The 26961-nt window shown below is 53.6% G+C and carries 23 protein-coding genes; 17 read left to right on the top strand and 6 right to left on the bottom strand.

Annotated features, from left to right (window positions below; genetic code table 11):
- Window positions 1-95: 95 nt before the first annotated feature.
- Window positions 96-590 (bottom strand): leucine-responsive transcriptional regulator Lrp, encoded by a 495-nt coding sequence (gene lrp / locus GW591_RS02830; RefSeq protein WP_013574775.1) that lies wholly within the window; start codon window positions 588-590, stop codon window positions 96-98.
- 732 nt (window positions 591-1322) lie between these two features.
- On the opposite strand from lrp, the gene trxB reads away from it, so the two are divergent.
- From trxB to infA, 5 genes are all read left to right on the top strand, one after another.
- Complete coding sequence (gene trxB, locus GW591_RS02825) at window positions 1323-2291, top strand: thioredoxin-disulfide reductase (RefSeq protein ID WP_015689578.1); 969 nt, start codon at window positions 1323-1325, stop codon at window positions 2289-2291.
- A 148-nt stretch (window positions 2292-2439) separates the two neighbouring features.
- Window positions 2440-4206, top strand: coding sequence for a heme ABC transporter permease/ATP-binding protein CydD (gene cydD / locus GW591_RS02820; protein ID WP_166860058.1), 1767 nt, complete (start codon window positions 2440-2442; stop codon window positions 4204-4206).
- A 2-nt stretch (window positions 4207-4208) separates the two neighbouring features.
- The gene (gene cydC, locus GW591_RS02815; protein WP_119262227.1) at window positions 4209-5930 is read left to right on the top strand and encodes a heme ABC transporter ATP-binding protein/permease CydC; all 1722 of its coding nucleotides are present in this window, start codon (window positions 4209-4211) and stop codon (window positions 5928-5930) included.
- Between the two features lie 51 nt (window positions 5931-5981).
- Entirely contained in the window at window positions 5982-6716 is a 735-nt protein-coding gene (aat, locus tag GW591_RS02810; RefSeq protein WP_015689576.1) for a leucyl/phenylalanyl-tRNA--protein transferase, read from the top strand.
- Between the two features lie 93 nt (window positions 6717-6809).
- Window positions 6810-7028: a translation initiation factor IF-1 gene (gene infA, locus GW591_RS02805; RefSeq protein ID WP_002211347.1), complete on the top strand. Its 219-nt coding sequence runs from the start codon at window positions 6810-6812 to the stop codon at window positions 7026-7028.
- A gap of 221 nt (window positions 7029-7249) precedes the next feature.
- On the opposite strand, the gene clpA is transcribed toward infA, so the two are convergent.
- Together clpA and clpS are read right to left on the bottom strand one after the other, a co-directional pair.
- Window positions 7250-9532 carry an ATP-dependent Clp protease ATP-binding subunit ClpA gene (gene clpA / locus GW591_RS02800; protein ID WP_112151150.1) on the bottom strand — a complete coding sequence of 761 codons (2283 nt, stop codon included), beginning with the start codon at window positions 9530-9532 and terminating at the stop codon, window positions 7250-7252.
- A gap of 27 nt (window positions 9533-9559) precedes the next feature.
- Complete coding sequence (gene clpS / locus GW591_RS02795) at window positions 9560-9880, bottom strand: ATP-dependent Clp protease adapter ClpS (protein WP_013574769.1); 321 nt, start codon at window positions 9878-9880, stop codon at window positions 9560-9562.
- 393 nt (window positions 9881-10273) lie between these two features.
- On the opposite strand from clpS, the gene cspD reads away from it, so the two are divergent.
- Both cspD and GW591_RS02785 read left to right on the top strand, forming a co-directional pair.
- Window positions 10274-10495 carry a cold shock-like protein CspD gene (cspD, locus tag GW591_RS02790; RefSeq protein WP_013574768.1) on the top strand — a complete coding sequence of 74 codons (222 nt, stop codon included), beginning with the start codon at window positions 10274-10276 and terminating at the stop codon, window positions 10493-10495.
- A gap of 292 nt (window positions 10496-10787) precedes the next feature.
- Window positions 10788-11777, top strand: coding sequence for a VirK/YbjX family protein (locus GW591_RS02785; protein WP_037036068.1), 990 nt, complete (start codon window positions 10788-10790; stop codon window positions 11775-11777).
- Here GW591_RS02785 and GW591_RS02780 read toward each other — a convergent pair.
- On the bottom strand, window positions 11774-13507 hold the full coding sequence (locus tag GW591_RS02780; protein ID WP_013574766.1) for an ATP-dependent endonuclease: 1734 nt from the start codon (window positions 13505-13507) through the stop codon (window positions 11774-11776). The genes GW591_RS02785 and GW591_RS02780 overlap by 4 nt on opposite strands.
- Before the next feature lie 189 nt (window positions 13508-13696).
- Between GW591_RS02780 and GW591_RS02775 the strand changes: the two genes are divergently transcribed.
- From GW591_RS02775 to GW591_RS02745, 7 genes are all read left to right on the top strand, one after another.
- Window positions 13697-14596: a lysine exporter LysO family protein gene (locus GW591_RS02775; protein ID WP_013574765.1), complete on the top strand. Its 900-nt coding sequence runs from the start codon at window positions 13697-13699 to the stop codon at window positions 14594-14596.
- A gap of 166 nt (window positions 14597-14762) precedes the next feature.
- On the top strand, window positions 14763-16415 hold the full coding sequence (gene hcp, locus GW591_RS02770) for a hydroxylamine reductase (protein WP_013574764.1): 1653 nt from the start codon (window positions 14763-14765) through the stop codon (window positions 16413-16415).
- Between the two features lie 6 nt (window positions 16416-16421).
- Window positions 16422-17435: an NADH oxidoreductase gene (gene hcr, locus GW591_RS02765; RefSeq protein WP_166860056.1), complete on the top strand. Its 1014-nt coding sequence runs from the start codon at window positions 16422-16424 to the stop codon at window positions 17433-17435.
- A 295-nt stretch (window positions 17436-17730) separates the two neighbouring features.
- On the top strand, window positions 17731-19452 hold the full coding sequence (poxB, locus tag GW591_RS02760) for a ubiquinone-dependent pyruvate dehydrogenase (protein ID WP_112151153.1): 1722 nt from the start codon (window positions 17731-17733) through the stop codon (window positions 19450-19452).
- Between the two features lie 77 nt (window positions 19453-19529).
- Window positions 19530-20543 (top strand): low-specificity L-threonine aldolase, encoded by a 1014-nt coding sequence (ltaE, locus tag GW591_RS02755; protein WP_013574761.1) that lies wholly within the window; start codon window positions 19530-19532, stop codon window positions 20541-20543.
- An 82-nt stretch (window positions 20544-20625) separates the two neighbouring features.
- Window positions 20626-22080, top strand: coding sequence for a DUF2867 domain-containing protein (locus tag GW591_RS02750; RefSeq protein WP_166860054.1), 1455 nt, complete (start codon window positions 20626-20628; stop codon window positions 22078-22080).
- 156 nt (window positions 22081-22236) lie between these two features.
- The gene (locus tag GW591_RS02745; RefSeq protein WP_013574759.1) at window positions 22237-23271 is read left to right on the top strand and encodes an NAD-dependent epimerase/dehydratase family protein; all 1035 of its coding nucleotides are present in this window, start codon (window positions 22237-22239) and stop codon (window positions 23269-23271) included.
- A gap of 22 nt (window positions 23272-23293) precedes the next feature.
- Here GW591_RS02745 and GW591_RS02740 read toward each other — a convergent pair whose 3' ends face one another.
- Complete coding sequence (locus GW591_RS02740) at window positions 23294-24142, bottom strand: N-acetylmuramoyl-L-alanine amidase (protein WP_112198006.1); 849 nt, start codon at window positions 24140-24142, stop codon at window positions 23294-23296.
- Complete coding sequence (locus tag GW591_RS02735; RefSeq protein WP_013574757.1) at window positions 24139-24465, bottom strand: heavy metal-binding domain-containing protein; 327 nt, start codon at window positions 24463-24465, stop codon at window positions 24139-24141. The genes GW591_RS02740 and GW591_RS02735 overlap by 4 nt, the downstream gene beginning before the upstream one ends.
- A 187-nt stretch (window positions 24466-24652) precedes the next feature.
- Here GW591_RS02735 and GW591_RS02730 point away from each other — a divergent pair, with 187 nt between their 5' ends.
- The 3 genes from GW591_RS02730 (at window position 24653) to artJ (ending at window position 26952) form a co-directional block, all read left to right on the top strand.
- Window positions 24653-25234 carry a lipoprotein gene (locus tag GW591_RS02730; RefSeq protein ID WP_013574756.1) on the top strand — a complete coding sequence of 194 codons (582 nt, stop codon included), beginning with the start codon at window positions 24653-24655 and terminating at the stop codon, window positions 25232-25234.
- Between the two features lie 210 nt (window positions 25235-25444).
- Window positions 25445-26173 carry an arginine ABC transporter ATP-binding protein ArtP gene (gene artP, locus GW591_RS02725; RefSeq protein WP_015689572.1) on the top strand — a complete coding sequence of 243 codons (729 nt, stop codon included), beginning with the start codon at window positions 25445-25447 and terminating at the stop codon, window positions 26171-26173.
- A 47-nt stretch (window positions 26174-26220) separates the two neighbouring features.
- Window positions 26221-26952 (top strand): arginine ABC transporter substrate-binding protein, encoded by a 732-nt coding sequence (gene artJ, locus GW591_RS02720; protein WP_013574754.1) that lies wholly within the window; start codon window positions 26221-26223, stop codon window positions 26950-26952.
- Window positions 26953-26961 lie beyond the last annotated feature (9 nt).

Genomic DNA, 26961 nt, shown 5'->3' with positions numbered 1-26961 from the left:
CTGAGAAAAAGCAACAGCGCCGAGACTCCCCGGCGCCATAGCTGTATAGATACACAGGAGTGTAGCTAAAATGACAAGGTTTTGCACCAGAACAATTACCGGGTCTTAATGACCAGGCGATTTGTCTGTTTCACTTCTTCCATCACCACGTAGGTGCGGGTGTCGTTAACACCTGGCAGACGAAGTAAAGTCTCACCTAACAGCTTACGGTAAGCAGACATATCAGGTACGCGGGTTTTCAACAGGTAGTCGAAGTCCCCTGAAACCAGATGACACTCCTGAATATCTTCGAGTTTTTGTACTGCCGCATTGAACTGTTCAAACACATCCGGGGCGCCGCGATTGAGGGTAATCTCAACAAATACCAGCAACGATGCGTCCAGATAATGCGGGTTGAGCAATGCAGTATAACCATTGATGAAGCCCTGACGTTCAAGACGACGAACGCGCTCCAGACATGGAGTTGGAGATAATCCCACACGTTTGGAAAGCTCGACGTTTGAAATCCGGCCATCCTTTTGCAATTCGTTGAGGATGTTACGGTCAATACGGTCGAGATCTTTTCCCGGACGTTTTTTGTTGTCTACCATTATTATTGTCTCTCTGCTGTCCTTCCCTGCACCTGCCATACCCCAGCCAACTTCAATGTCTAAGGGTTGTCCCAAGCGAAGACCCGATGATTAAGGTTTACGCATCCAAAAGCCGCGTTGATCCCCTGTCAAAAGGAACACGGCCATAAAACGGATACTCAAAAGAAATAACCTTGTGAAATTAATAGATTGAAAACCACCAACCTGATTCACTAAACCCTGCTGCAACATAAAAACCAAAAAGCAATACCAGGACGGGTCCGTAGCAGCCAATTGCATAAATTCAAGTCACAGACAGGCAGTTAATTTCTTCTTCCCCTGATGTTTTCGCAAATGCACAGCGGATTGTCAAAGTAAAAGAAGCAAAATCAGAAGAACGTGCCAGATTGAAAAGCGGACGCCCCCTTTTTAGCTGTCTTTTATCTATGAACAATAACAACGCATCTCACCCATTATTTCGGCCAAATCCCTACAAACAATCCTGAATTGTGGCTAAATTAACGCGTTCTGATGAACAACGTTCACAACGATGGGTCGCCGGAATGCTGGTTTTTCATCCTATCCATCAAACAGTTATCTGCCTCATCAATATTGGCGAAATCCTTTTTACGCGGGTTACGCAGTAAAAACTATCAGACAAATCGTTAACAACATCTGAGTTTACTTTTTTTACTGCGCCGTTTTCCCTACAATCGGTTTATCGCTTGTCGCCATCGCGGAGATGAATTACGCATGAGTACGGTTAAACACAGTAAGTTATTGATCTTGGGTTCCGGTCCGGCGGGTTATACCGCAGCGGTTTATGCTGCGCGTGCAAACCTCAATCCGGTATTAATTACCGGTGTGGAAAAAGGCGGTCAGCTGACCACCACTACCGAAGTGGAAAACTGGCCAGGCGATCCGGAGGGTCTGACCGGTCCGGGCTTAATGGAACGTATGCATGAGCATGCCACCAAATTTAATACTGAGATCATTTTCGACCACATCAACAAAGTCGATTTGCAGAACCGTCCGTTCCGCCTGACTGGTGACAGCGGTGAATACACCTGTGACGCGCTGATCATCGCAACCGGCGCTTCAGCACGTTATATCGGTCTGCCTTCTGAAGAAGCTTTTAAAGGTCGCGGCGTGTCAGCCTGCGCAACCTGTGATGGCTTCTTCTATCGCAACCAGAAAGTCGCGGTTGTCGGCGGTGGCAACACCGCTGTTGAAGAAGCTCTTTATCTGGCCAATATTGCCTCTGAAGTGCATCTGATTCACCGTCGTGACAACTTCCGAGCGGAAAAAATTCTGGTGGATCGTCTGAACGACAAAGTGGCCAGCGGCAATATCGTTCTGCATACCCATAAGACCCTGAATGAAGTGGTCGGCGATCAGATGGGTGTGACAGGCGCGAGCCTGCTCGACGTGCGCACTGATGAGAAATCGCAAGTGGATGTGGCGGGCGTGTTCATTGCTATCGGTCACAGCCCGAATACCGGCATTTTTGAAGGCCAGCTGGAACTGAAAGATGGCTACATCAAAGTGCAGTCCGGCTCTCATGGCAACGCCACCCAGACCAGTATTCCGGGCGTCTTCGCAGCGGGCGATGTTATGGATCATATCTACCGTCAGGCGATCACTTCTGCCGGAACCGGTTGTATGGCCGCACTGGATGCAGAACGCTATCTGGACGGTTTATCTCAAGCCCCGGATTTATAATTACGCCTGCGGCTAGTTATCGGACCAAGAGTCCATACAAAGAGTAACGAATAAGGCGGCTTAATTGCCGCCTTATTGTTTTCAGTGTTGAGCCAAGCATGTAACATGAGCGCCCTCCCATCCGGATTGCTGCACAGACTGATGCCTGATGAATAAAACACGACAACAAGAACTTATCCGCTGGTTAAAACAACAAAGCTCACGCGCCAAAGGCTGGATCCGTCTGTCTATGATGCTGGGTTTACTTTCCGGTTTGCTGATCCTCGCGCAAGCCTGGCTGATGGCCGGATTACTGCACAGCCTGATCATTGACCACACACCGCGTGATGCCCTGCTGCAAAGTTTCCTGTTAATGGCGCTGACGTTTGTTCTGCGCGCTGTGGTCACCTGGCTGCGTGAACAGGTGGGCTTTATTTGCGGACGTGTTATCCGTCAGGAAATGCGCAAGCTGGTGCTGGATCGTCTCGAGAAGCTGGGACCTGCCTGGATCCAGGGAAAACCGGCTGGCAGTTGGGCCAGCATTATTCTTGAACAAATCGAAGATATGCAGGATTACTATTCCCGTTATCTGCCGCAGATCGCTCTCGCAGGTATTATTCCCCTCCTCATTCTGGTCAGTATTTTCCCGATTAACTGGGCCGCCGGGCTTATTTTGCTGGTGACAGCGCCGCTGATCCCGCTGTTTATGGCACTGGTCGGTATGGGGGCCGCTGATGCGAACCGTCGTAACTTTGTCGAGCTGGCGCGTCTGAGTGGGAATTTTCTCGACAGCCTGCGCGGTCTTGATACGCTTCGTCTTTTCCATCGCGGCACAGCGGAAATCGACCAGATTAAGCGTTCAACTGAAAACTTCCGCGCCCGCACGATGGACGTTCTGCGTCTGGCCTTTTTATCTTCCGCTGTACTCGAATTCTTCGCCTCTATTTCTATCGCCGTTGTCGCGGTTTACTTCGGCTTCTCCTATCTCGGTGAACTCAATTTTGGCAGTTACGGCACGCCTGTGACCTTGTTCGCTGGCTTTCTGGTACTGATACTTGCCCCTGAGTTTTTCCAGCCTCTGCGTGATCTGGGCGCGTTTTACCACGCCAAAGCGCAAGCCATCGGCGCAGCAGAAAGTTTAGTCACGTTTCTGAGCGCAGAAAGTGCCGATATGGGTGACGGCGAGCAACCCTGGCCAGCCGGGCAGACAGTGGCACTGGCAGCCCGCGACGTCATTATTCAGTCACCGCAAGGCAAAACGCTGGCCGGTCCGTTAACGTTTAGCATTCAGACCGGACAACGTATCGCGATTGTCGGCCTGAGCGGCGCGGGGAAAAGCTCCCTGCTCAACGCCCTGCTGGGCTTCCTGCCTTACCAGGGTTCCCTTACTGCCAGCGGTATTGAACTGAAATCATTGCGTAGTGACGAATGGCGTAAACAGCTGAGCTGGGTGGGCCAGAACCCGTATCTGCCCGAACTTACCCTGCGCGCCAACATTCTGCTTAATCAGCCGGAGGTCAGTGACGAACAGCTTCAGTCCGCCATTGAACGTGCGTATGTGAATGAATTTCTACCCTTGTTACCGCTGGGGCTGGAAACTGAACTGGGTGACAGTGCTGCGCGGTTATCTATCGGACAGGCGCAACGCGTCGCCGTTGCCCGCGCCCTGCTCTCACCATGCAGTTTGTTACTGCTCGATGAGCCGACCGCCAGCCTGGATGCGCACAGCGAAAAACGTGTGATGAGCGCGCTGAGCGAAGCCTCTAAAGCACAGACTTCACTGCTTGTAACGCATCAACTGGAAGATACCCGTGACTATGACGAAATCTGGGTGATGGAGAAAGGCCTGATCGCTGAGCGTGGCACCTTCGCGCAACTGGTGACTCAGAACGGTTTATTCGCCAGTCTGCTTTCCCGGCGGAATAAGGAGCTTTAATGATGAAAACCCTTCTGCCTTATCTTGCTCTGTACCGCCGCCACGGGTTCCGTCTGTCACTGGGTGTTATTCTGGCCATCGTCACCTTACTGGCGAGCATCGGTCTGCTGACGCTCTCTGGCTGGTTCCTGGCAGCCTCGGCAGTGGCCGGTGTCGCCGGTTTATACAGCTTCAACTATATGCTGCCCGCAGCCGGTGTGCGCGGTGCTGCGATATTTCGTACCGCAGGCCGCTATGCTGAACGTCTGGTCAGCCACGACGCGACCTTCCGTGTGCTGGCGCATTTGCGGGTGTTTACATTCACAAAAATTCTGCCGCTGTCACCGGGGGGAATTGCACATTTCCGTCAGGCTGACCTGCTTAACCGCCTGGTCGCCGATGTCGATACGCTCGATCACTTATATCTGCGGGTCATTTCTCCGCTGGTGAGTGCGCTGGTGGTGATCATTCTGGTGACCTTCGGCCTGAGCTTCCTCGACGTGAAACTGGCGCTGACGCTGGGCGCGATTATGCTGGTGCTGATGCTGCTCCTGCCGGTGATTTTCTACCGCGCGGGAAAACCTGCCGGACGTGAACTGACGGCGCTGCGCAGTAACTACCGGATGCAACTGACATCGTGGTTACAGGGGCAGTCTGAACTGGTGGTTTTCGGCGCTCAGTCGCGGTTCCGCCAGCAACTCAATGATATCGAACAGCGTTGGATGTTGCGCCAGCAGCAGCAGGCAAAACTCACGGGCCTGTCTCAGGCAATGGTGATCGCGGCGGCCGGTCTGACCGTCACACTGATGCTATGGCTGGCTGCCGGTGGTATCAACCAGTTCCCGCAACCGGGCGCACTGATCGCACTGTTTGTCTTCACCCCGCTGGCGGCATTCGAAGCGCTGGGACCTGTAGCCGCCGCATTCCAGCATCTCGGGCAGGTTATCGCCTCAGCTCAGCGCGTCAGCCAGATCATCGACCAGCCCGCAGATGTGACCTTCCCGTCTCAGGGCCCGCTGGCCGGTGAACGGGTTAGTCTGTCGCTGAAAAATGTGAATTTCACCTATCCGGGGCAACCGTTGCCGGTGCTGAAAAATATCAATCTGGATGTCCGTGCCGGTGAGCACATCGCCCTGCTTGGTCAGACCGGTTGTGGCAAATCCACCCTGCTGCAACTGCTGACTCGCGCCTGGGATATCAGCAACGGTGCGTTGGAAATCAACGGTCATCCGGTTGCTGATTATGATGAAGCGACACTGCGCAAAATGATCACCGTCGTCAGCCAGCGTGCGCACGTCTTTAACACCACGCTGCGCGAAAACCTGCGCATGGCATCGCCGCAGAGCACCGACGAACAAATCGCCGATGCTCTGAAACAAGTTGATTTACATGTCCTGCTGGAAAACGAAGGCCTGAATGCCTGGCTCGGTGAAGGCGGACGTCAGCTTTCCGGCGGCGAACAGCGTCGTATCGGGCTGGCGCGAGCTTTGTTACATGACGCGCCACTGTGGTTGCTGGATGAACCCACGGAAGGGCTGGATGCAGAAACGGAACAACACATTTTGGCACTGCTGCACAAGCATTGTCAGAATAAGACGCTACTCTTAGTGACGCACCGTTTGCACGGTCTAGAAGCCCTCGACAGGATATGTGTTATGGAAGAGGGGCAGATTGTGGAACAAGGCGATCACCAGACGTTAGCCGCGGCACAAAGTCGTTATGCAAGGTTCCTTGCCCGCGCCTGACGGGGTTGTTTGTGGTTTTACGGCGGACGTGTCCGCCGGATAAGGAGATCTATGCGGTTAGTTAAGCTTGAGGCCAATTCATTGAATTTCCCGGAACCTGAAACCGCATTGCAGGAGCCGAATGGCCTGCTGGCTATCGGGGGCGATCTTACCGCTCCCCGCCTGCTTTCCGCGTACCAGCATGGCATTTTCCCCTGGTTCGAGCCGGGGGAAATGATCCTCTGGTGGTCACCTGACCCCCGCGCAATTTTGGTCCCGGGAGAACGCCACGCCAGCCGCAGTCTGAAACGTTTTATGCGCAAGATGCCGTTTCGTTTCACCCTCAACCAGCAATTTGAGCAGGTGATCCATGCGTGCGCCATGCAGCGTGAAGATGGCACCTGGATCGGGCCGCTGGTGCAGCGTGGTTATCAGGAATTGCATGAAGCCGGACGCGCGCACTCGGTTGAAGTCTGGGAAGGTGAAGAACTGGTTGGCGGTTTGTACGGCGTTTCTGTCGGCGGATTATTTTGCGGTGAGTCGATGTTCAGCCGGCGGGAGAATGCCTCTAAGTGCGCGCTTATGCTTTTTTGCCAACATTTTTCCCGCAATGGAGGAGAACTGATTGACTGTCAGGTGCTCAACCCTCACACTGCGTCGCTGGGTGCGAGAGAGATCCCCCGCCGCCAATTTTTGCAGCAGTTATCCGCACTTTCGCAACGCGCGTTAGCACCGGATTGCTGGTTGCCACAAGACTTATCCCCACATGATGAAGACCTGCCGGTGTTCCCGAAGGATAGGGAATAGGTGCGGTCATGGACCATACTTCTTTACATAATGTGGGTTTTTCGGCATTATCTTGCCGGTTAAAAACTATGGTAGTTAGACCTAGAGGATTCGATGGCCAAAGAAGACAACATTGAAATGCAAGGCACCGTACTTGATACGCTGCCAAACACTATGTTCCGTGTAGAATTAGAAAACGGACACGTAGTTACCGCTCACATCTCCGGTAAAATGCGTAAGAACTACATCCGCATCCTGACGGGCGACAAAGTCACTGTAGAGCTGACCCCGTACGACCTGAGCAAAGGCCGCATTGTCTTCCGTAGCCGTTAATAAGCGGCTCACTCATCGCTGATTTTCCGGCGATACCTGAGGATACCCTTTTCGCCCTTCCTGCTGTTGCAAGGGCGTTTTGTGGTATCCGCAATCCGGCGTTTTGTTCCATTATCCTTTCTGAAATCCCTCACTAATTACTGCAATTAAATAAAGAATTTCAGAAAGAAAAAAGGCGATGTTTTCACATCGCCTTTTGTTTTTTCATGCTTTATGAAAAATTAATGCACCGCACCTTCCGGTTTTTTCTTCTGCGCACTCATAAAGTGATAAGTGAGCTTGTCAGCCGCCTTATCCAGTGCCACAGAGACGGAACCGCCATCCACCAGTGAACCAAACAGCAGCTCGTTAGCGAGTGGTTTTTTCAGGTTTTCCTGAACGGTACGGGTCATCGGACGCGCACCCATCGCACGGTCATAGCCTTTCACTGTCAGCCAGTCGCGAGCCTCGTCGCTGACTTCCAGAGAAACGCCTTTCGCATCCAGTTGCGCCTGCAGTTCGACGATAAACTTGTCGACAACCTGCTGGATAACTTCCGTAGACAAATGGTTGAACCAGATAACGTTGTCCAGACGGTTACGGAATTCCGGCGTAAAGGTCCGTTTGATCTCTTCCATCGCATCCGGGCTGTTATCCTGATGCACCAGACCAATCGATTTACGTTCCGTTTCACGCACACCGGCGTTAGTGGTCATCACCAAAATCACGTTACGGAAATCTGCTTTGCGACCGTTGTTATCGGTCAGCGTACCGTTGTCCATTACCTGCAGCAGCAGGTTGAAGACATCCGGATGCGCCTTCTCTATTTCATCAAGCAGCACGACGGCGTGCGGATGTTTAATCACCGCATCCGTCAGCAAACCGCCCTGATCAAAACCGACATATCCCGGAGGCGCACCGATCAGACGGCTGACCGTATGACGTTCCATGTATTCCGACATATCAAAACGCAGCAGTTCGATATCCATCGCTTTCGCCAACTGAACCGTCACTTCGGTTTTCCCCACCCCGGTTGGACCGGCGAACAGGAACGAACCGACAGGCTTGTGATCCTGACCCAGACCGGCGCGGCTCATCTTGATCGCTTCGGTCAGTGCTTCAATGGCCGGATCTTGTCCGAAGACCAGCATTTTCAGGCGGTCGCCCAGACTTTTCAGGACATCACGGTCTGTCGCAGACACAGTTTTTTCCGGAATGCGGGCAATACGCGCTACGACACTTTCGATATCGCTGACATTCACGGTTTTCTTGCGTTTGCTGACCGGCATTAACCGGCTACGTGCGCCCGCTTCGTCAATCACGTCGATGGCTTTGTCCGGCAGATGACGGTCATTAATGTATTTGACCGACAGCTCGACCGCCGCACGCACCGCTTTTGCGGTGTAGCGCACATCGTGATGCGCTTCGTACTTGGTTTTCAGGCCGTTAATAATCTGGACGGTTTCTTCAACGCTTGGCTCAGTAATATCAATTTTCTGGAAACGCCGTGCCAGAGCGCGATCTTTCTCAAAGATATTGCTGAATTCCTGATAGGTCGTCGAACCAATCACGCGGATTTTGCCGCTCGACAGCAACGGTTTGATGAGGTTTGCCGCGTCCACCTGACCACCTGACGCCGCACCGGCACCGATAATCGTGTGGATTTCATCAATAAACAGAATGCTGTTTTTATCCTGCTCCAGCTGTTTCAGCAGAGATTTGAAACGTTTCTCGAAATCACCGCGGTATTTGGTACCCGCCAGCAACGAACCAATATCCAGAGAATACAGGGTGCATTCTGCCATCACTTCCGGCACATCGCCCTGCTCGATTCGCCATGCCAACCCTTCGGCAATGGCCGTTTTACCTACGCCGGATTCGCCCACCAGCAGCGGGTTGTTTTTACGGCGACGGCAGAGCACCTGAATGGCGCGCTCCAGTTCTTTGTCACGGCCAATCAGCGGATCGATACCACCTACGCGCGCTAACTGGTTAAGATTAGTGGTGAAGTTCTCCATACGATCTTCCCCCGCCGACTGTTCTTCGTTAACTGGGTTTTCCGCATTGTTTTGCGCCTGGCTACCCGATTCATCTTTACGGGTGCCGTGCGAGATAAAGTTCACCACATCAAGGCGGCTGACATCATGTTTACGCAGTAAGTAGGCAGCCTGAGATTCCTGTTCGCTGAAAATCGCGACCAGAACGTTGGCGCCGGACACTTCACTGCGGCCAGAAGATTGCACGTGGAATACCGCACGTTGCAGAACGCGCTGGAAACTCAGCGTAGGCTGGGTGTCACGTTCCTCTTCACTGGCAGGTAAGGTGGGTGTGGTTTGCTCGATGAAGGCTTCCAGTTCCTGGCGCAGGGCCACTAAATCAACTGTACAAGCTTCGAGCGCTTCACGGGCAGCAGGGTTGCTGAGCAACGCCAGCAACAGGTGCTCCACGGTCATAAACTCATGCCGGTGCTCACGGGCTCTTGCGAAAGCCATGTTGAGACTGAGTTCAAGTTCTTGATTGAGCATAGGCACCTCCCAAATAGATTGCCTTAATCAGGCTTTTTCCAGCGTACACAGCAACGGATGCTCATTCTCCTTGGCGTACTCATTTACGTGTGCGACCTTGGTTTCCGCGACTTCGGCAGTATAAACACCGCATATCGCTTTACCTCTGTAGTGCACCTGGAGCATCAGTTGCGTTGCACGTTCAATATCATAAGAAAAGAACTTTTGCAGAACGTCAATCACAAATTCCATTGGAGTGTAATCGTCGTTGTTTAATATAACTTTATACATAGATGGCGGTTTTACCTCATCCTTTTGCTTATCCGCCGCCAAATGTTCAAAATTTAGCCAGTCTTGATTATTACCCATTGCCTGTTCATCACCTGTGAAGATCGTATTGGAAGCCAAATACACAAACGGGAAGACTTTCTGCAGAGCCTCGCGCTGTTATTACCGTATTTTACCATCTCTGGCCTCACCTTGCCGCTGCACAAAATGTCTACGTACGTCAGACAACGCCGGGCAAAACTTAACAAAATATGTCAATAGCGTTACCTGCTTCAAACTTTGGTTATCTGCTCCCCCGCGACAAATGCCGTTTCCTTGACGTCTAACTCTATTCCACTAGAGTGTAAATTCGTGAGCTGAACGGAGTTTAAACCGGCCTGAACAGACGCTTATCCGCCGTGTTCCGGCCTTCGGGCTCACTCAACTGGCTTTATCTATTTACTACCAGACTAGTCATGAGAGGGATGAAGAAGCATGCAGACGGGTACTGTTAAATGGTTCAATAATGCTAAAGGCTTTGGCTTCATTTGCCCGCAAAATGGCGGTGAAGACATCTTCGCTCACTACTCCACAATCCAGATGGAGGGTTACCGGACTCTGAAAGCCGGCCAGCAGGTCAATTTCGACGTTCATGAAGGCCCAAAGGGGAATCATGCCAGTCTCATTATTCCAGTGGAAAGTGAAGTGGTCGCCTGACCGGTTCAGCATCACGCATCAGATAACGCTTCAACTGCAAATGCCGGTCACTTACTGACTGGCATTTTTATTTATGGGGGAGAATGCTTCCGGCTTCAAGTCCTGAGCGTGAAAAAAAGTACATTTTTTAGACACAAATTGCTAAGACACATCATATGAGGATGTAAATCTAAACATCATCTCAACAAATTACATGCAATTTCTCCATAATTCCCACCGTTGTATACCTGTTTATTCTTGGCCTGATGAAATAGCCACCACAAAACTCTGGCTCACGACAACAGGTATTTCCATGACTACTTTCAGCTACCCTTCTGTAGAAAAGGCGCCACTTACCGGCCTTCAGTTAATGAAGGCATTGCTCACCCGTCAGATAACGCCGGGGCCATCATGGGAATTACCACGCTATCGCCTCAAATTCCTCTTCCGCACGCTGGCGCACCCGCGCAGAACGTTTGGGATGCTTGATTATCTGGCACAGCATCCGCAGCGCGACGAAATCCTGACCGCCATGCCCAGCCTGCCTTGTAAGCTGCACCGGGCGTATCAGTCGGCAAATATCACGCCGCAACAGGCGATGAAACGCATCACTGATCACTACGATATGATTGGTCATTGCCTGCCCGACGCGATTAATCACGGTTATCTGAATAAAAAGCCGATGGCGATCGCCACGCTGACAGGCAAAGAGGGGCAACATTTTTTTGTCGCCTTTAATGCCATCAGCCGTCTCGATAAAGAAGGCGAAGCCACCCTGACATTTAATACTCCGCAGGGTGAACCGATTGCGATCGTGACGTTTTCGTTTATTGAATATCAGGGGCGTCCTACGCTGTTTATCGGCGCGTTACAGGGGCCACGCGCGCACGTGGATCATCTGGAGATACAAACAGCGACCAAAGCCTGCCACGGTTTATTCCCTAAACGTCTGGTGATTGAAGCGCTGACCACACTCGCAGACGTCACCGGCATGCAGCAAATCGTGGCGGTGGGAAATCACACCCATATTTATGAAAACCCGCGCTACAAAAAACGCAAAGGCATGGTGTTTGCCGATTACGACAGTTTTTGGGAAACGCTGGATGCTAAACCGGGCGATGACGGTTATTTCCATTTACCTTCACAGATTGCCCATCGCCCGCTGGAAGAAATCGCCAGTAAACGACGCTCGGAATACCGTCGCCGTTACCAGCTGTTAGACGATCTGGAAACGCAGATCCGTCACACTTTTTCCAGCGGACATGGCAACCCCGTGATAACCGAAAACAGCCACGCCGCTTAATCCGCCCTGCCGCGTGCCAGCCATGCCACGCGGGAAAACATTTGCCGCAGCAGCGGAGGAATAGACGAGGTTCCCCGCAACGAGGCCGCAAGTGCCACATCAATCGCCAGATCCGGCTTCGAACTGCGGTGAATGGCTTTATCGATAATTCTTCTCGGCGACATCGGCACATTGTCCGGTATCGCCGCATTCTTGCGGTAAACGTCTTCGAAACCCTCGCGATACAGGAAGTGTTCGATATCCTGCGACGGCAACGCCGTCAGGCGATATCGCAGCGTATCGTTGTGGTTTTCCACGTTCGCAATCACTGTTGCAGCATATTTGCGACCGGCTTCGTCACCGTCGACCAGCGCATGCCATTCGATGCCCATTTGCCGCGCAAAACGCAGCAGAGGCTTCAGGCCACATTGTGCAAACTCAATAACCTTTATCCCTTCCGATTCAAAATGATAACCACACTGACGCGCCAGCTGGTTCAGCAACCAGACTTCGGTCTCGCCTTCCACCAGCAGCCAGCAGCGGGCGAATAAAGACGAGGGACGGTTAAAACGGATATGGAAAGCGATGCGGCGGCTGTCTTCCATACTCAGCCCTTCAGGACCGATGGCGTAAGCCGCGACGCGGCCGGACTCACGCACCAGTCTGCATATTTGCTCAACGGGCACCAGCGACAACAAATCGCCGGAGTTGGTGGTGGTGATACGCTGCAACGGCAACTGATCCAGTAATCCCCAGGCCACCGATAACATGATCGGATGCAAACGGGTTTCGGGGTCTTCAATGAGTAACAGTGGCCGGGCATCCGGATGCAGCACCACCGAGCCTTTCGCCTGTAACAATGTCGAGAACATGCCAAGCAGCATCACCCGCATACTGCGGCTGTTGGGTTCGGCAATCATGCGATTGATGTTATCCAGCGAACGCCATGCGCGGCGGCTCTCCGCCCGGCCATGACGCTTTTGCTGCCAGGGTGCGCTGCTGGACGTCCCCTGCTCGGCAAAATAGTGTTCCAGCAACTGTCGCATCGCCGACAGGCCACTGCGCAGTTCACTGTTTTTCAGCGTCTGCGGGCTGTGAACCAATTCGCGCGTCAGTTCATCAAGCTGTTTTGCCAGCTCTTCATTATTGACTGCCAGCCGCGGCGCCAGTGTTTCGCTGCGCAGACGGCGAATAAAGCGCGCATCGCGTAAGCGTAATACCGGGTTCAGGCGGATCAACGCCTGCGCAAGCGGATCAATCGTCGTCAGATTTAAAGGCTGACCGTTGGACGACAGAAAACTGCGCAGCGTCATCACGCTGCCATCGTCGTCCAGCTCTCCTTCAAGACGATAATAGATACGGTTCAGTTTATCGGCACATTTCACCCAAAGCGGTGAGAGCGGATTAAAGCGCGGCGACATATGATGACCGGCCTGGTTCTCGCAAAATGTAAACACCACGTGCAGGTACTGTGATTTGGCCTCCTCTTCGCCTGCCGGGAAATAGAAATCCTCCTCTTTAAAGCAGTACAATTTAGATTCGGGGGAAAGCAGCAGAGTTAACGCATCGAGCAGGCTGGATTTCCCCCAGGCGTTCTCGCCGATTAACACGGTGTTGGTCAGAAAGGATTCGGCCTGCCCCTGATGGGCAGAACCGGTAATCGATGCGCCACGTTGCGCGGGCTGCGTCAGCGTCAAAGACAGGCGGTTAATCCCGCGAAAACCGACAATATCAACACGTTCCAGATACATCAGACGCCTCCTGTGTGCTCAAAACTTTCCTGAGCATGGCGTTAAAAATCGGTTCAGGTCAAGCTCGCAGAGATATCTCTGCGTGCCGAAGCTGCTTTACAGTCAGATAACTTTTCGTTAGCGTGGCGGGCGGCATTTTATGTGCTGCGCGCCACTCATGGGATCTTACTTTTCAGGGACTTTTGCATCATGTATTCCGGGCTGTTAATTATTCTTTTGCCGCTGATTGCCGGCTACCTTATTCCGCTCAAAAACCGTGCCCTGTTGCATCTTGTTAACCAGTTACTGAGCTGGATGGTGTACGTCATCCTGTTCATTATGGGCATCAGTCTGGCTTTCCTGGACAATCTCAGCACCAATTTGCTGCTGATTTTCAAATATGCCGCCGTCTGTTTCCTGTGCATCTTCGTGATGAACTACGCCGCGCTGTGGTTGCTGGAACGCCGCAAGCCCTGGAAAACGCAGTATAAACAGGAAAAATTGCCGTCCCGCATTCACATGGCACTGGAATCACTGAAACTGTGCGGCGTGGTGGTCGGGGGTTTTGCGCTGGGTCTGACACAATGGCACTGGCTTACCTTCGCGTCGCAGGCCAGCGAAATCGCGTTGTTATTCCTGCTGGCGCTGGTCGGTCTGCAACTGCGCAACAGCAGCATGACCCTGCGCCAGATTATCCTGAACCGTCGCGGCATGATGGTAGCAATCGTGGTGGCCCTCAGCGCCCTGATTGGCGGTGCACTTGCCGCACTGCTGCTGGGTTTACCGCTGAAAACCGGGCTGGCCATCGCCTCCGGTTATGGCTGGTATTCGCTTTCAGGCATCGTTCTGACAGATTCTTTCGGACCGGTGATTGGCAGCGCGGCTTTCTTTAACGATCTTGCCCGCGAACTCTGCGCCATCATGCTGATTCCGACACTGGTGCGCAGCAGCCGTTCGACGGCACTCGGCCTGTGCGGCGCGACATCCATGGACTTTACCCTGCCGGTGTTACAGCGCAGCGGCGGACTGGATATGGTGCCTCCGGCCGTGGTGCACGGTTTTATCCTCAGCCTGATTGCCCCGGTCTTAATGGCCTTTTTCTCTGCCTGATCCCTGCCCGTCCCGCTGCCATCCCGCAGCGGGAACCGCCCTGCAAAACTTGCGATAAATCAACTCCGCGTCACTTTGTCTTAAAAATCCCTTCATTTCTATCTCAGCCAGCTCTAGGCTTGCATCAAAACAAGCATTTCAAATGCAACTTTAAAAGGACCTCATTATGTTTTGTGTGCAATGTGAACAAACAGTCCGTACCCCGGCGGGCAATGGTTGCGCGTATGCGCAAGGTATGTGTGGCAAAACAGCCGAAACTTCTGATTTACAAGACTTACTGGTCGCGGTGTTAGAAGGTTTATCTGCCTGGGCACTGACCGCACGCGGCTATGGCATCATTGATGAAGAGATCGACAGCTTCGCACCCCGCGCCTTTTTCTCCACGCTGACCAACGTAAACTTCGATTCCGAGCGTATTGTCGGCTATGCCCGTGAAGCCGTTCTTTATCGCGAATCGCTGGCTACCCGCTGCCGTCTGATGGATGCGGAAATCACCATTAACCATCCGCTGGCCGCACTGGAACTGGTGAGCGATAATCTCAGCGAGCTGCAACAGCAGGCACAGCAATTTGCGCTCAACGGTGACAAAGCGCAGATCGGTGATGACATTCACGGCCTGCGTATGCTGTGCCTGTATGGCCTGAAAGGTGCAGCGGCGTATATGGAGCACGCGCATGTTCTGGGCCAGTCTGATAGCGCCATTTACGCCGAATATCATCGCCTGATGGCGTGGCTGGGCACGCAACCGTCCGACATGGGCGAGCTGCTCGCGAACGCGATGGCAATCGGCAAAATGAACTTTGGCGTGATGGCCATTCTGGACAAAGGCGAAACCGATGCTTACGGACATCCGCAACCGACGGCGGTCAATGTCCGTCCGCTGGCAGGTAAAGCGATTCTGATTTCCGGTCACGACCTGAAAGATTTGCAGATGCTGCTCGAGCAAACCGTCGGCACCGGTATCAATATTTACACCCACGGCGAAATGCTGCCGGCGCACGGTTATCCCGAACTGAAAAAATTCCCGCATCTGGCCGGTAACTACGGCAGCGGCTGGCAAAATCAGCAGGTGGAGTTCGCCAAATTCCCCGGCCCTGTCGTCATGACCTCGAACTGTATTATTGACCCGAATGTCGGCAATTATGGCGACCGCATCTGGACCCGCAGCATTGTCGGCTGGCCGGGCGTGCAGCATCTGGAAGGCGAAGATTTTGCGCCGGTCATTGCGCAGGCATTGCAGCTTCCGGGCTTCCGTTACAGCGAGATTGAACAGGAAATTACCGTCGGATTCGGCCGCCAGACCTTACTCAGCGCAGCAGACACCGTCATCGATCTGGTTGCCGCAAAAAAACTGCGCCACATCTTCCTGATCGGCGGGTGTGACGGCAGTCGCGGAGAACGCAGCTACTTCACCGATCTGGCGCTTAGCGTACCGCAGGACTGCCTGATCATGACGCTGGCCTGCGGCAAATACCGCTTCAACAAACTGGATTTCGGTACGCTTGAAGGCCTGCCTCGTCTGCTGGACGTCGGCCAGTGTAACGACGCCTATTCCGCCATTATTCTGGCCGTGAATCTGGCCGAGAAATTAGGCTGTGGTGTGAATGATTTACCGCTGAGTCTGGTGCTGTCGTGGTTTGAACAGAAAGCGATCGTGATCCTGCTGACCCTGCTGTCGCTTGGCGTAAAAAATATCGCCACCGGCCCGACGGCACCGGCCTTCCTCACCGATAACCTGCTGGCGATCCTGAATGAAAAATTTGGCCTGCGCGCAATCACCTCGGTTGAGCAGGATCTGAAAACCATGCTGCCGGAGTAAGCTGACATGAAATTTCCTTTATTTCCCGATCAGCCGACCGCGTTGTGCCAGAACCGCATGCAGGTGTATTCCGTTACACAGGAAACGCCGGATGTCCGCACGCTGTCGCTGATTAATCACGATGTGTATTCGTACCGTCCCGGCCAGTTTGCTCTGGTGAATATTGGCCAGCGTGGTGACGTACAGCGTGCCTATACACTGTCTTCCACACCGGGCAATAGTCGCTTTATTCAGCTGACGGTGCGCCGCATCGGGGACGGCGTAGGTTCGCCATGGCTGACGCAGCAGGTTAAAGCCGGTGATTATCTCTGGCTGAGCGATGCGCAGGGGGAATTCACCTGCGATACGCCACAGCCTTTGTTGCTGCTGTCGGCTGGCTGTGGCGTGACGCCGGTTATGTCGATCACGCGCGATATTCTGGCGCATCATCCGGCGCAAAGCGTGCAGGTGTTTTACAGCGTGCGCAGCCCGCAGGACATCATTTTTGCCGAAGAATGGCAGCAACTGGCCGCAGCGTATCCGCAGCTTAATCTGACTCTGCTTGTGGAACAGGATGCAAAACCCGGCCAAATCGCCGGTCGCCTGAGCCAGGATCTACTGCAAAGTCAGGTGCCGGATATCCGTGAACGTCGGGTAATGATTTGCGGCCCTGCGCCTTATATGCAACTGGCCGGAGAATGGGTGAAAGAACTGGGCGCAGCGGCAGAGAATATCGTCAAAGAGCAGTTTCAGGCACAGCAAACTGAAGTGTCTGCCGACCAGCAACTGACGCTGACCCGCCTGACACCGTTACAGAATTACCGCGTACCGGTTGGAACGACATTGCTGGCTGCCATGGAACAGCACAGTTTGCCGGTCACCGCAGCCTGCCGTGCAGGTGTATGCGGCAGTTGTAAAACCCGGATACTTTCCGGTGATTACCAGACCACCAGCCGCATGACGCTGACCGACGAAGAGGTCGCTCAGGGTTATGTGCTGGCCTGTAGCTGTCAGCTCCAGGGCGACGTCACCCTCGCCTGATCTCCCGCAGTAACTCACTGCCCGCTCATGACTTTTTACAGTCTGCGCGGGCAGATTTACAATTCTTCACCTCCCTCCTCCGCATATTTTTGTATGGTTTAAGGCTGAACATTCAAGGATGTAATCAGTGGACTATGCTTAATCCACTTATTTGAAAATTAGCCCTAAATCATTCGAGTTGGATCAAGGCGGCAACTGAGTGAATCGCCGGGAGCATACATAAGTATGTGACCGGGTTCGCGAAAGCAGCCAACGCAGAGGCAGCTCGAAGGATGACGGGCGCACCGGAGGGACTATGAAACAAAGCGTAGCAGCATACCTGGCGAAAACTCTCGAGGCAGCAGGCGTAAAAAGGATCTGGGGCGTCACCGGCGACTCCCTGAACGGGTTAAGCGACAGCCTGAACCGCATGGGTACCATCGAATGGCTGGGTACGCGCCATGAGGAAGTGGCCGCATTCGCCGCCGGAGCCGAAGCACAAATCACCGGCGAACTGGCGGTGTGCGCCGGTTCTTGTGGCCCGGGCAACCTGCATCTGATCAACGGCCTGTTCGATTGCCATCGCAATCACGTGCCGGTGGTCGCGATTGCCGCGCATATCCCGTCGAGTGAAATCGGCAGCGGTTACTTTCAGGAAACCCACCCGACCGAATTATTCCGTGAATGCAGCCATTACTGCGAACTGATCAGCAATCCCGAGCAACTGCCGCAGGTGCTGGCGATCGCCATGCGCAAAGCCATTCTCAACCGTGGCGTATCAGTGATTGTGCTGCCGGGTGATGTGGCGCTCAAGCCTGCGCCGGAAGATGCTAAAGTCAGCTGGTATCCGCCTGTGCTGCCAAAAGTCACGCCACAGCCTACAGAACTGGAAAAGCTGGCGGAACTGCTGAACGGCGCGACCAACATTACGATGATGTGTGGCAGCGGCTGCGCGGGTGCGCACGATGAAGTGATCAGACTGGCTGAAACCCTGAAAGCGCCGGTGGTGCATGCACTTCGCGGCAAAGAACATATCGAATGGGATAACCCGTACAGCGTCGGTATGACCGGGCTGATCGGCTTCTCTTCCGGTTATCATGCCATGCTCAATGCCGACACGCTGATCCTGCTCGGCACGCAATTCCCGTATCGCGCGTTTTATCCGACCGATGCCAAAATCATTCAGATTGATATCAATCCGGGCAGCATCGGTGCACATTGCCATGTGGATATGGCGCTGGTTGGCGACATCAAATCCACCCTGACCGCCCTTCTGCCGCAGTTGCAGGTAAAAAATGAACGCAAGTTCCTCGACAAGGCGCTGAAGCATTACGAGGAAGCGCGCAAAGATCTCGACGGGCTGGCGACGCCGAACGACAAGCAACCGATCCACCCGCAATATCTGGCGCAGCAGATTAGCCGCTTTGCCGCTGCCGATGCGATTTTCACCTGCGACGTCGGCACGCCGACCGTCTGGGCGTGTCGTTATCTGCAAATGAACGGCCAGCGCCGTTTGCTCGGCTCGTTCAACCACGGCTCGATGGCCAACGCCATGCCGCAGGCGATTGGTGCGCAGGCCATTGACCGCTCACGTCAGGTTGTGGCGCTGTGCGGCGACGGCGGATTTGCCATGCTGATGGGGGATTTCCTGACGCTGGCGCAGCAAAAGCTGCCGGTGAAAATCATCATTTTCAATAACAGCGTACTGGGCTTTGTGGCAATGGAAATGAAATCCGGCGGTTATCTGACGGATGGCACCGAGCTGAAAAATCCGGATTTCGCCGCTATCGCTGAAGCTGCAGGCATCAAAGGCATTCGGGTTGAAAAAGCCTCCGATATCAACACCGCCTTGCAGGATGCGTTCGCCTACGAGGGGCCGGTGCTGATCGATGTGATCACCGCCACTGAAGAACTGGCGATGCCACCGCAGATAAAATTCGAACAGGCAAAAGGCTTCAGCCTGTACATGCTGCGCGCGGTGATCAGCGGCCGGGGCGACGAAGTGGTCGAACTGGCAAAAACCAACTGGCTGCGATAACCCCGACAGGGCTATAGTGCATGATTAAATAATCATACCTGCCCCCTTAAGGGGCATTCACCCAGAAGGAAGCCACGTTGATCGATTTACGCAGTGATACCGTAACCCGCCCCAGTGAAGCTATGCGTCAGGCCATGGCCCGCGCTGAAGTCGGCGATGATGTCTACGGCGATGACCCAACGGTAAATGCTTTACAGGACATGGCGGCAAAGTTGTGTGGCAAAGACGCGGCGCTGTTTTTACCAACCGGTACGCAGGCCAATCTGGTGGCGTTGCTGACGCACTGCCAGCGTGGCGAAGAATATATTGTTGGCCAGAAAGCTCACAATTATATGTATGAAGCAGGTGGAGCCGCGGTGCTCGGCAGTATCCAGCCTCAGCCGCTGGACATGGATGCTGACGGTTCTATCCCGCTGGATAAGATCGCGGCAGCCATCAAGCCCGATGATATCCATTTTGCCCGGACCCGTCTGCTGAGCCTGGAAAACACCCACAGTGGCAAAGTGCTTCCGCTGGATTATCTGCAAAAGGCGTTCGCCTTCACCCGCGAAAAAGGGCTGGCACTGCACATTGATGGCGCGCGTATCATGAATGCGGCAGTGGCACTGAACGTGGAATTACGTGAGATCACTCAGTATTGCGACACGCTGACCATCTGCCTGTCGAAAGGTCTGGGCGCACCGATTGGTTCCCTTCTGGTCGGCAGCAAAGAGTACATCCAGCGCGCTAACCGCTGGCGCAAAATGACCGGTGGCGGTATGCGCCAGTCCGGTATTCTGGCCGCAGCAGCAATTTACGCGCTGGAAAATAACGTTTCACGTCTGCAAGATGACCACGACAATGCACAGTGGCTGGCACAGGAACTGCGCAAAATCGGCGTAGAAATCGCTGAACCCGGTGCCCAAACCAATGTGCTGTACATTAAACAAAGCGCGGAACTGGCAGCCAAAATGGGGCCGTGGATGCAGGAGCGCGGTGTGATCATCAGTGCGGGGCCGGTCACACGCGTGCTGACGCATATCAATATCAGTCGTGAAGATCTGCAAAAAGTCGTGGCGCTGTGGCAGGAATTCCTGCATCAGCACGCCTGACAATCCGGTTGACGGCGATAGCCTGCGCGGGTATCGCCGTACTTTCTGCTTTATCTCCCTTACACTGACCGAGCAAATGGAAATGCCAATCACGACACACACTGGCCGGATCGTCGTTCTCGGTGCCAGCGGGTATATCGGACAACATCTGACGGCGCATCTGAGCCAGCAAGGTTTCAAGGTAACGGCCGCCGCACGCCGTATCGAATGGCTGCAACAGCAAAAATGGCCAAACGTCCGCTGCTGCTTCGCGGATGTCTATCAGAGTAAAACGTTGGCTGCCGCCTTTGAAGGCGCTGACGTGCTGGTGTATCTGGTTCACGCCATGGCAGAAGATGATGATTTACTGGAAAAAGAACGGCAGGCGGCGCAGCACACTCTGCTGGCACTGAAAGATTCCTCCATTAAGCACATTGTTTATCTCGGCTCGATGCAGCCGGAAGACAACCATTCGCCGCATTTGCAGGCGAGAAAACTGACCGGCGATTTGCTGCGCATGAGCACCATCCCGGTGACAGAACTGCGCACCGGCATTGTGATTGGCGCGGGTTCCGCCGCGTTCGAAGTGATGCGTGACATGGTGTACAACCTGCCGGTGCTGACGCCGCCGCGCTGGGTTCGCTCAAAGTCATCGCCCATTGCACTGGAAAATCTGCTTAATTATTTACAGGGGCTGGTGACACTGCCTGCCACAGAAAATCAGATTCTGGAGGCGGCGGGGCCGGAATACATCAGCTATCAGACGCTGTTTAAACTCTTTATCGCGATGAGCGGTAAACGCCGCTGGCTGCTCCCCGTTCCCCTGCCAACATCTTTTGTTTCGGTATATTTTCTCAGCCTGATCACCTCCGTGCCGACGTCACTGGCAAAAGCGCTGATCCAGGGGCTGAACCACGATTTACCGGCCGACAGTGAGAAACTGCAAAAGCTGATCCCGCAGACACTGATCCCCATTGATGAGGCGATCCGCAGTACGCTGGAAAAAGAACAGCAACAGATCATGGATTCACCGGACTGGGGATACGATCCTGACGCCCGCGCGCGCTGGCGTCCAGGCTACGGTTATTATCCGAAACAGGCGGGTTTCACGTTGGAAACGTCGGCGTCAAAAGCCGCATTATGGAAAGTCATTCAGCAGCTTGGGGGCGCTGAAGGGTATTTCTATGCCAACGGTTTGTGGAAAACGCGGGCACGGATCGACGATTTACTCGGCGGCGGCGTGAAATACGGCCGTCCGGATCGTGATTTCCTGAAACCTGGCGATAAAATTGATGGCTGGAAAGTGATCGGCCTGAAACCTCAGCGCGAACTGGCGCTGTTATTCGGCATGAAAGCGCCGGGGCTCGGTCGTTTAACGTTCACGATTACCGACCACGGTGAAAGCCGCAGCCTGGATGTGCGCGCCTGGTGGCATCCGGCAGGGTTCAGCGGCCTGCTTTACTGGTTCAGTATGATGCCCGCTCATCAGTTTATTTTTCGTGGTATGGCAAAACGCATCGCCAGCCTTGCCCGGCAGAAAGACCGTTGCGGACGCTAAAGAGGGTCATTTAATCTGCTTTCAGACACAGCTTTCCCCCTTTCCCATTGCAACCCGCACAATTTCACGAAAGAATGGCACCCTTATTGCTCAGGGGTGCCAGAACCCCGACGCTGACAACAATTTTTCTCTATTTATGAAGGCATTGGCCTGTATATGAAGGTTTTGGTTACCGGTGCGAGCGGCGGTCTTGGAAGAAATGCCGTTGAGTTTCTGCGAAATAAAGGCATCAAAGTCAGGGCGACGGGACGGAATGCCGCCATGGGATCGCTTTTGCAGAAAATGGGCGCAGAATTTATTCACGCCGATCTCACCACGCTGGTGTCTGCTCAGGCCAAAGCCCTGCTGGCAGATATCGATACCGTCTGGCACTGCTCAGGGCTGATGTCGCCGTGGGGCAGTGAACAGGAATTCGAGCTGGCGAATGTGCGCGCCACACGGCGTCTGGGCGAATGGTCCGCGGCATATGGTGTGGAAAACTTCGTGCATATTTCGTCACCGGCGATCTACTTCGATTTTCACCATCACCGTGATATTCAGGAAGACTTTCGCCCGCACCGTTTCGCCAACTCCTTTGCACGCAGCAAAGCCGCCGGTGAACAGGTGATCCACACGCTGGCATTGTCGAATCCACAAACGCATTTCACCATTTTGCGACCGCAGGGCATTTTCGGCCCGCACGACAACGTCATGATGCCGCGTTTGCTGCAAATGCTGAAATATGGCGGAACACTGATGCTGCCACGCGGCGGAGAAGCGCTGGTGGACATGACCTACGTTGAGAATGCCGTGCATGCAATGTGGCTGGCGACGCAGTCGCAGGCAACAGAATCAGGTCGCGCGTTCAATATTACAAATCAGCAACCGCGTCCGCTGTGTACGTTGGTGAAACAACTGATGGAAAATCTGGATATCAAATATCGCATCCGTTCGGTGCCGTATCCGCTGCTGGATATGATGGCGCGGGGCATGGAGCGCATCAGCAAAAGCTCGCAGAAAGAACCGGTGCTGACGCATTACAGTGTGGCAAAACTCAATTTCGATCTCACGCTCGACACACAGCGTGCGCAGAAAGAACTCGGTTATGTGCCGGTGATTTCACTCGATCAGGGGATTATCCGCACCGCCGACTGGTTACGCGATCACGGTAAACTTCAGGGGCTGCACGGCATCGGTCCGAAACGCGACTGACCGTACAGGTCAGTCGCTGGTTTCAGTCGTTCTTCTCCGGAAACTGCTGTAACAGCGCCCGGACGATCGCTTCAGTTTCAGCATCCGCATGGCCGCGATAATCACTCTGGCGGAAATGCATCTGGAATGCCGCAATCACCCGACGCTGCTGACGCGGCGTCATATTATCTTCCACTGAATATCCGTACGCTTTCAGCAACACCAGCAACTGCGCCTGATCGACAGGCTGTTGCGGATTACGTCCCGCCAGATACTGATTCACCCGCGCCGCATCCGGCCACGCGCCAATCCCACGTTCGGCCATTTCCTGCCAGGGGAACAGCGGACCGGGGTCATCTTTGCGCTGCGGCGCGATATCGCTGTGCGCCACCACATTGCGCGGTTCTATCTGATAACGCGCGACAATCTCCTGGCTCAGATTAGCCAGTAAATCTATTTGCGCAGGCGGGAACGGATAGAATTTTTTGCCGAGCAAATAGTTGCTGTAGCCTTTGTTCTCCAGTTCGATGCCCACCGACGTATCGTTAAGATTGGTACGCCCGCGCCAGCCGCTGGCACCGGCATGCCAGGCGCGCATATTTTCAGGCACCAGTTGCCACGCCACCGGTTTACCCGCTTCAAGTGGCGGTTGCGCCGGGATCAGATAATGTGCGCTGACGTGCTCATCTGTAAGCGTATTTAATGCGTTGTTGAAATCTTCAGCGGTGTAATGGATCACCAGAAAACGGATCCGCTGATCTGCGCCCTGCGCCTGTCGCGCCGTTTCCAGCCGGAATGGCGCATCCGCGCCCTGCTGGCTGGCGTGCTGACAACCGGCCAGCATGAGTAATGCGACAGTGAACAGACCCCGTTTCACACGCTGACAGATCATTTGCGATGCACAATCACTGCGGTGCCGGACACGCTGACCATCAGCATGCTGCTGTCTTTGCCCACGGTTTCATAATCGATATCAATACCGACAACCGCGTTCGCACCGCGCTCTTTCGCCTGTTCTTCCAGTTCACGGAAAGCAATTTCACGCGCCTTGCGCAGCTCTTTTTCATAAGCGCCGGAACGCCCACCGACGATATCGCGCACACCAGCAAAGAAATCACGAAAAATATTTGCCCCTAAAATCGCTTCGCCCGTCACTACGCCGCAATATTCAGCGATGGTGAAACCTTCGAGGGTCGGAGTGGTTGAAATTTGCATGCGTATTCCTTATCAGTTGTCGTCCAAATCCTGGCAATAATGTCATTAATAGCATAAACCCTGCTTGAGAGATCAAGGTATTACCTTTGACTGATTTCTCTTCGTCATGCATTAAGCCAAATCGGTTTTATACTGTATGGTAAAGAACGTCATGGTGAAAATGTTCAATCTTTCAGTAAGGAATACAATGAAAAAGAAAACCCTTGTCGCCGCCATCCCGCTGGTACTGATGTTAAGTGCCTGCACCACGGTAGAACCTGCATATAAGGACATTGGCAGCCGCACCGCACCCTGTGTCGATGGCGGCCCTGACAGCGTTGCTCAGCAATTCTATGATTTTCGCATTAAACAAGGCGGCAGCGGATTACCCAATTCCAGCCAACTGGCGGCATACCGACCTTATCTGAGCACCGCATTGTATGATGCGCTGCTGAAAGCGCAGTCACATCCGAAAGTCGATATCGCCGCCTCACCGAACGAGAAAACGGGTGCTGGTTCTGGCGATGGTGACATTTTCTCCAGCCTGTTTGATGGACCGACGTCTGCCTCCGTAGACAGCGCCTCCACCATACCGAACACCGACGCCCGTAACATTCCCCTGCGTGTCACCTTCACACATGAGAAAGACAAAGGCGCATCGACAAGCTGGAAAGATGAAGTGCTGATGGTGCGTGAAGGCCAATGCTGGACGGTTGATGATGTGCGTTATATGGCAAACCTCGATTTCGCTTCAAGTGGCACACTGCGCCAGGTTTTAGAACACCAGTAAGCCATTCCTTTCTCTAAAATAGCGGTTGCATAATGTGGGTCAGTGATGAATATCGTCATTGACCAACATCCCCGTCACAGCGGTTTAACAATATGATGTGCTACACTTTGGCATTCCTGCGGTAACACATAATTTTTAAGCCGCGATCGTTGCATAACTATGCTGCGGAAGTTACCATCTGCGGCATCAATGGCTATTCACTATTTGCGCATGAGTATTCAACTTAATAGCATCAACTGCTTCTACGGCGTGCATCAGGCGCTTTTTGACATTCAGCTCGACTGCCCTGCCGGTGAAACTCTGGTTTTACTCGGCCCAAGTGGTGCAGGCAAAAGCTCCCTGTTACGTGTTCTGAACCTGCTGGAAATGCCGCGTTCAGGCACTTTGCAGATCGCCGGTAATACCTTCGATTTCACCCGCAAACCGGATGAAAAAGCCGTTCGCGAATTGCGTCAGAACGTCGGCATGGTTTTCCAGCAATACAATCTGTGGCCGCACCGCACGGTGCTCGACAACTTACTGGAAGCGCCTATGCGAGTGCTGGGGCTGACCAAAGACGTTGCGCTCGCGCGTGCCCAGAAATTGCTGACCCGTCTGCGTCTGACCGATTACGCCGATCGTTTTCCGTTGCATCTTTCCGGTGGCCAGCAACAGCGTGTGGCGATTGCCCGTGCGCTGATGATGGAGCCTCAGGTTCTGCTGTTTGATGAACCTACCGCCGCGCTTGACCCGGAAATCACCGCCCAGATCGTCAGCATTATTCGCGAACTGGCCGGCACCGGCATTACTCAGGTTATCGTGACCCACGAAGTTGAAGTTGCGCGTAAGACCGCCAGCCGCGTGGTGTACATGGAAAATGGCCGCATTGTCGAGCAAGGCGATGCCTCCGTTTTCGCACAGCCGCAAACCAAAGAGTTTGCCAGCTACCTTTCCCACTAAACTGTATTTCTATCAATACATTGATTGATGTTTCTACGGAGTTTGCGATGAAAAAATTAGTAATTGCCGCGGTTCTGGCTACCGTCAGTTTGTCTGCCAGCGCTGCTGATACCATCCGTTTCGCGATGGAAGCGTCTTATCCTCCGTTTGAGTTTGTAGACTCCAGCAATCAGATCCAGGGCTTTGACGTCGATCTGGCGAACGCCATGTGTAAAGAGATGCAGGCAACCTGTACGTTCACCAATCAGGCGTTCGACAGCCTGATCCCGAGCCTGAAATTCCGCCGTTTTGACGCGGTGATTTCCGGTATGGACATCACGCCTGAACGTCAGAAACAAGTGGCATTCACCAACCCGTACTACGATAACTCTGCTATTTTCATCGCCCATTCTGGTCAGTTCACTGACGTTGCTGCGCTCAAAGGCAAACGTGTCGGTATGCAAAACGGCACGACTCATCAGAAATACCTGATGGATAAGCACCCTGAAATCACCGCCGTACCTTACGACAGCTATCAGAATGCCGTACTGGACCTGAAAAACGGTCGTCTGGATGCCGTATTCGGTGACACCGCCGTGGTGAATGAATGGCTGAAACAGAACAAAAATCTGGCCGCTGTGGGTGACAAAATCACTGACCCGACTTACTTCGGTACCGGCCTGGGTGTTGCGGTTCGTCAGAACAATACCGAATTGCTGACTAAACTGAATGATGCTCTGGCAAAAGTGAAAGCAGACGGCACTTACAAGACGCTGTATTCAAAATGGTTCCAGCAATAAGTTTGCCTA

It is taken from the genome of Rahnella aceris (genome assembly GCF_011684115.1).
Lineage (GTDB): Bacteria > Pseudomonadota > Gammaproteobacteria > Enterobacterales > Enterobacteriaceae > Rahnella > Rahnella aceris.
The sequence above is the reverse complement of the archived record's forward strand: the minus strand, read 5'-3'. Positions and strand labels throughout refer to the sequence as shown.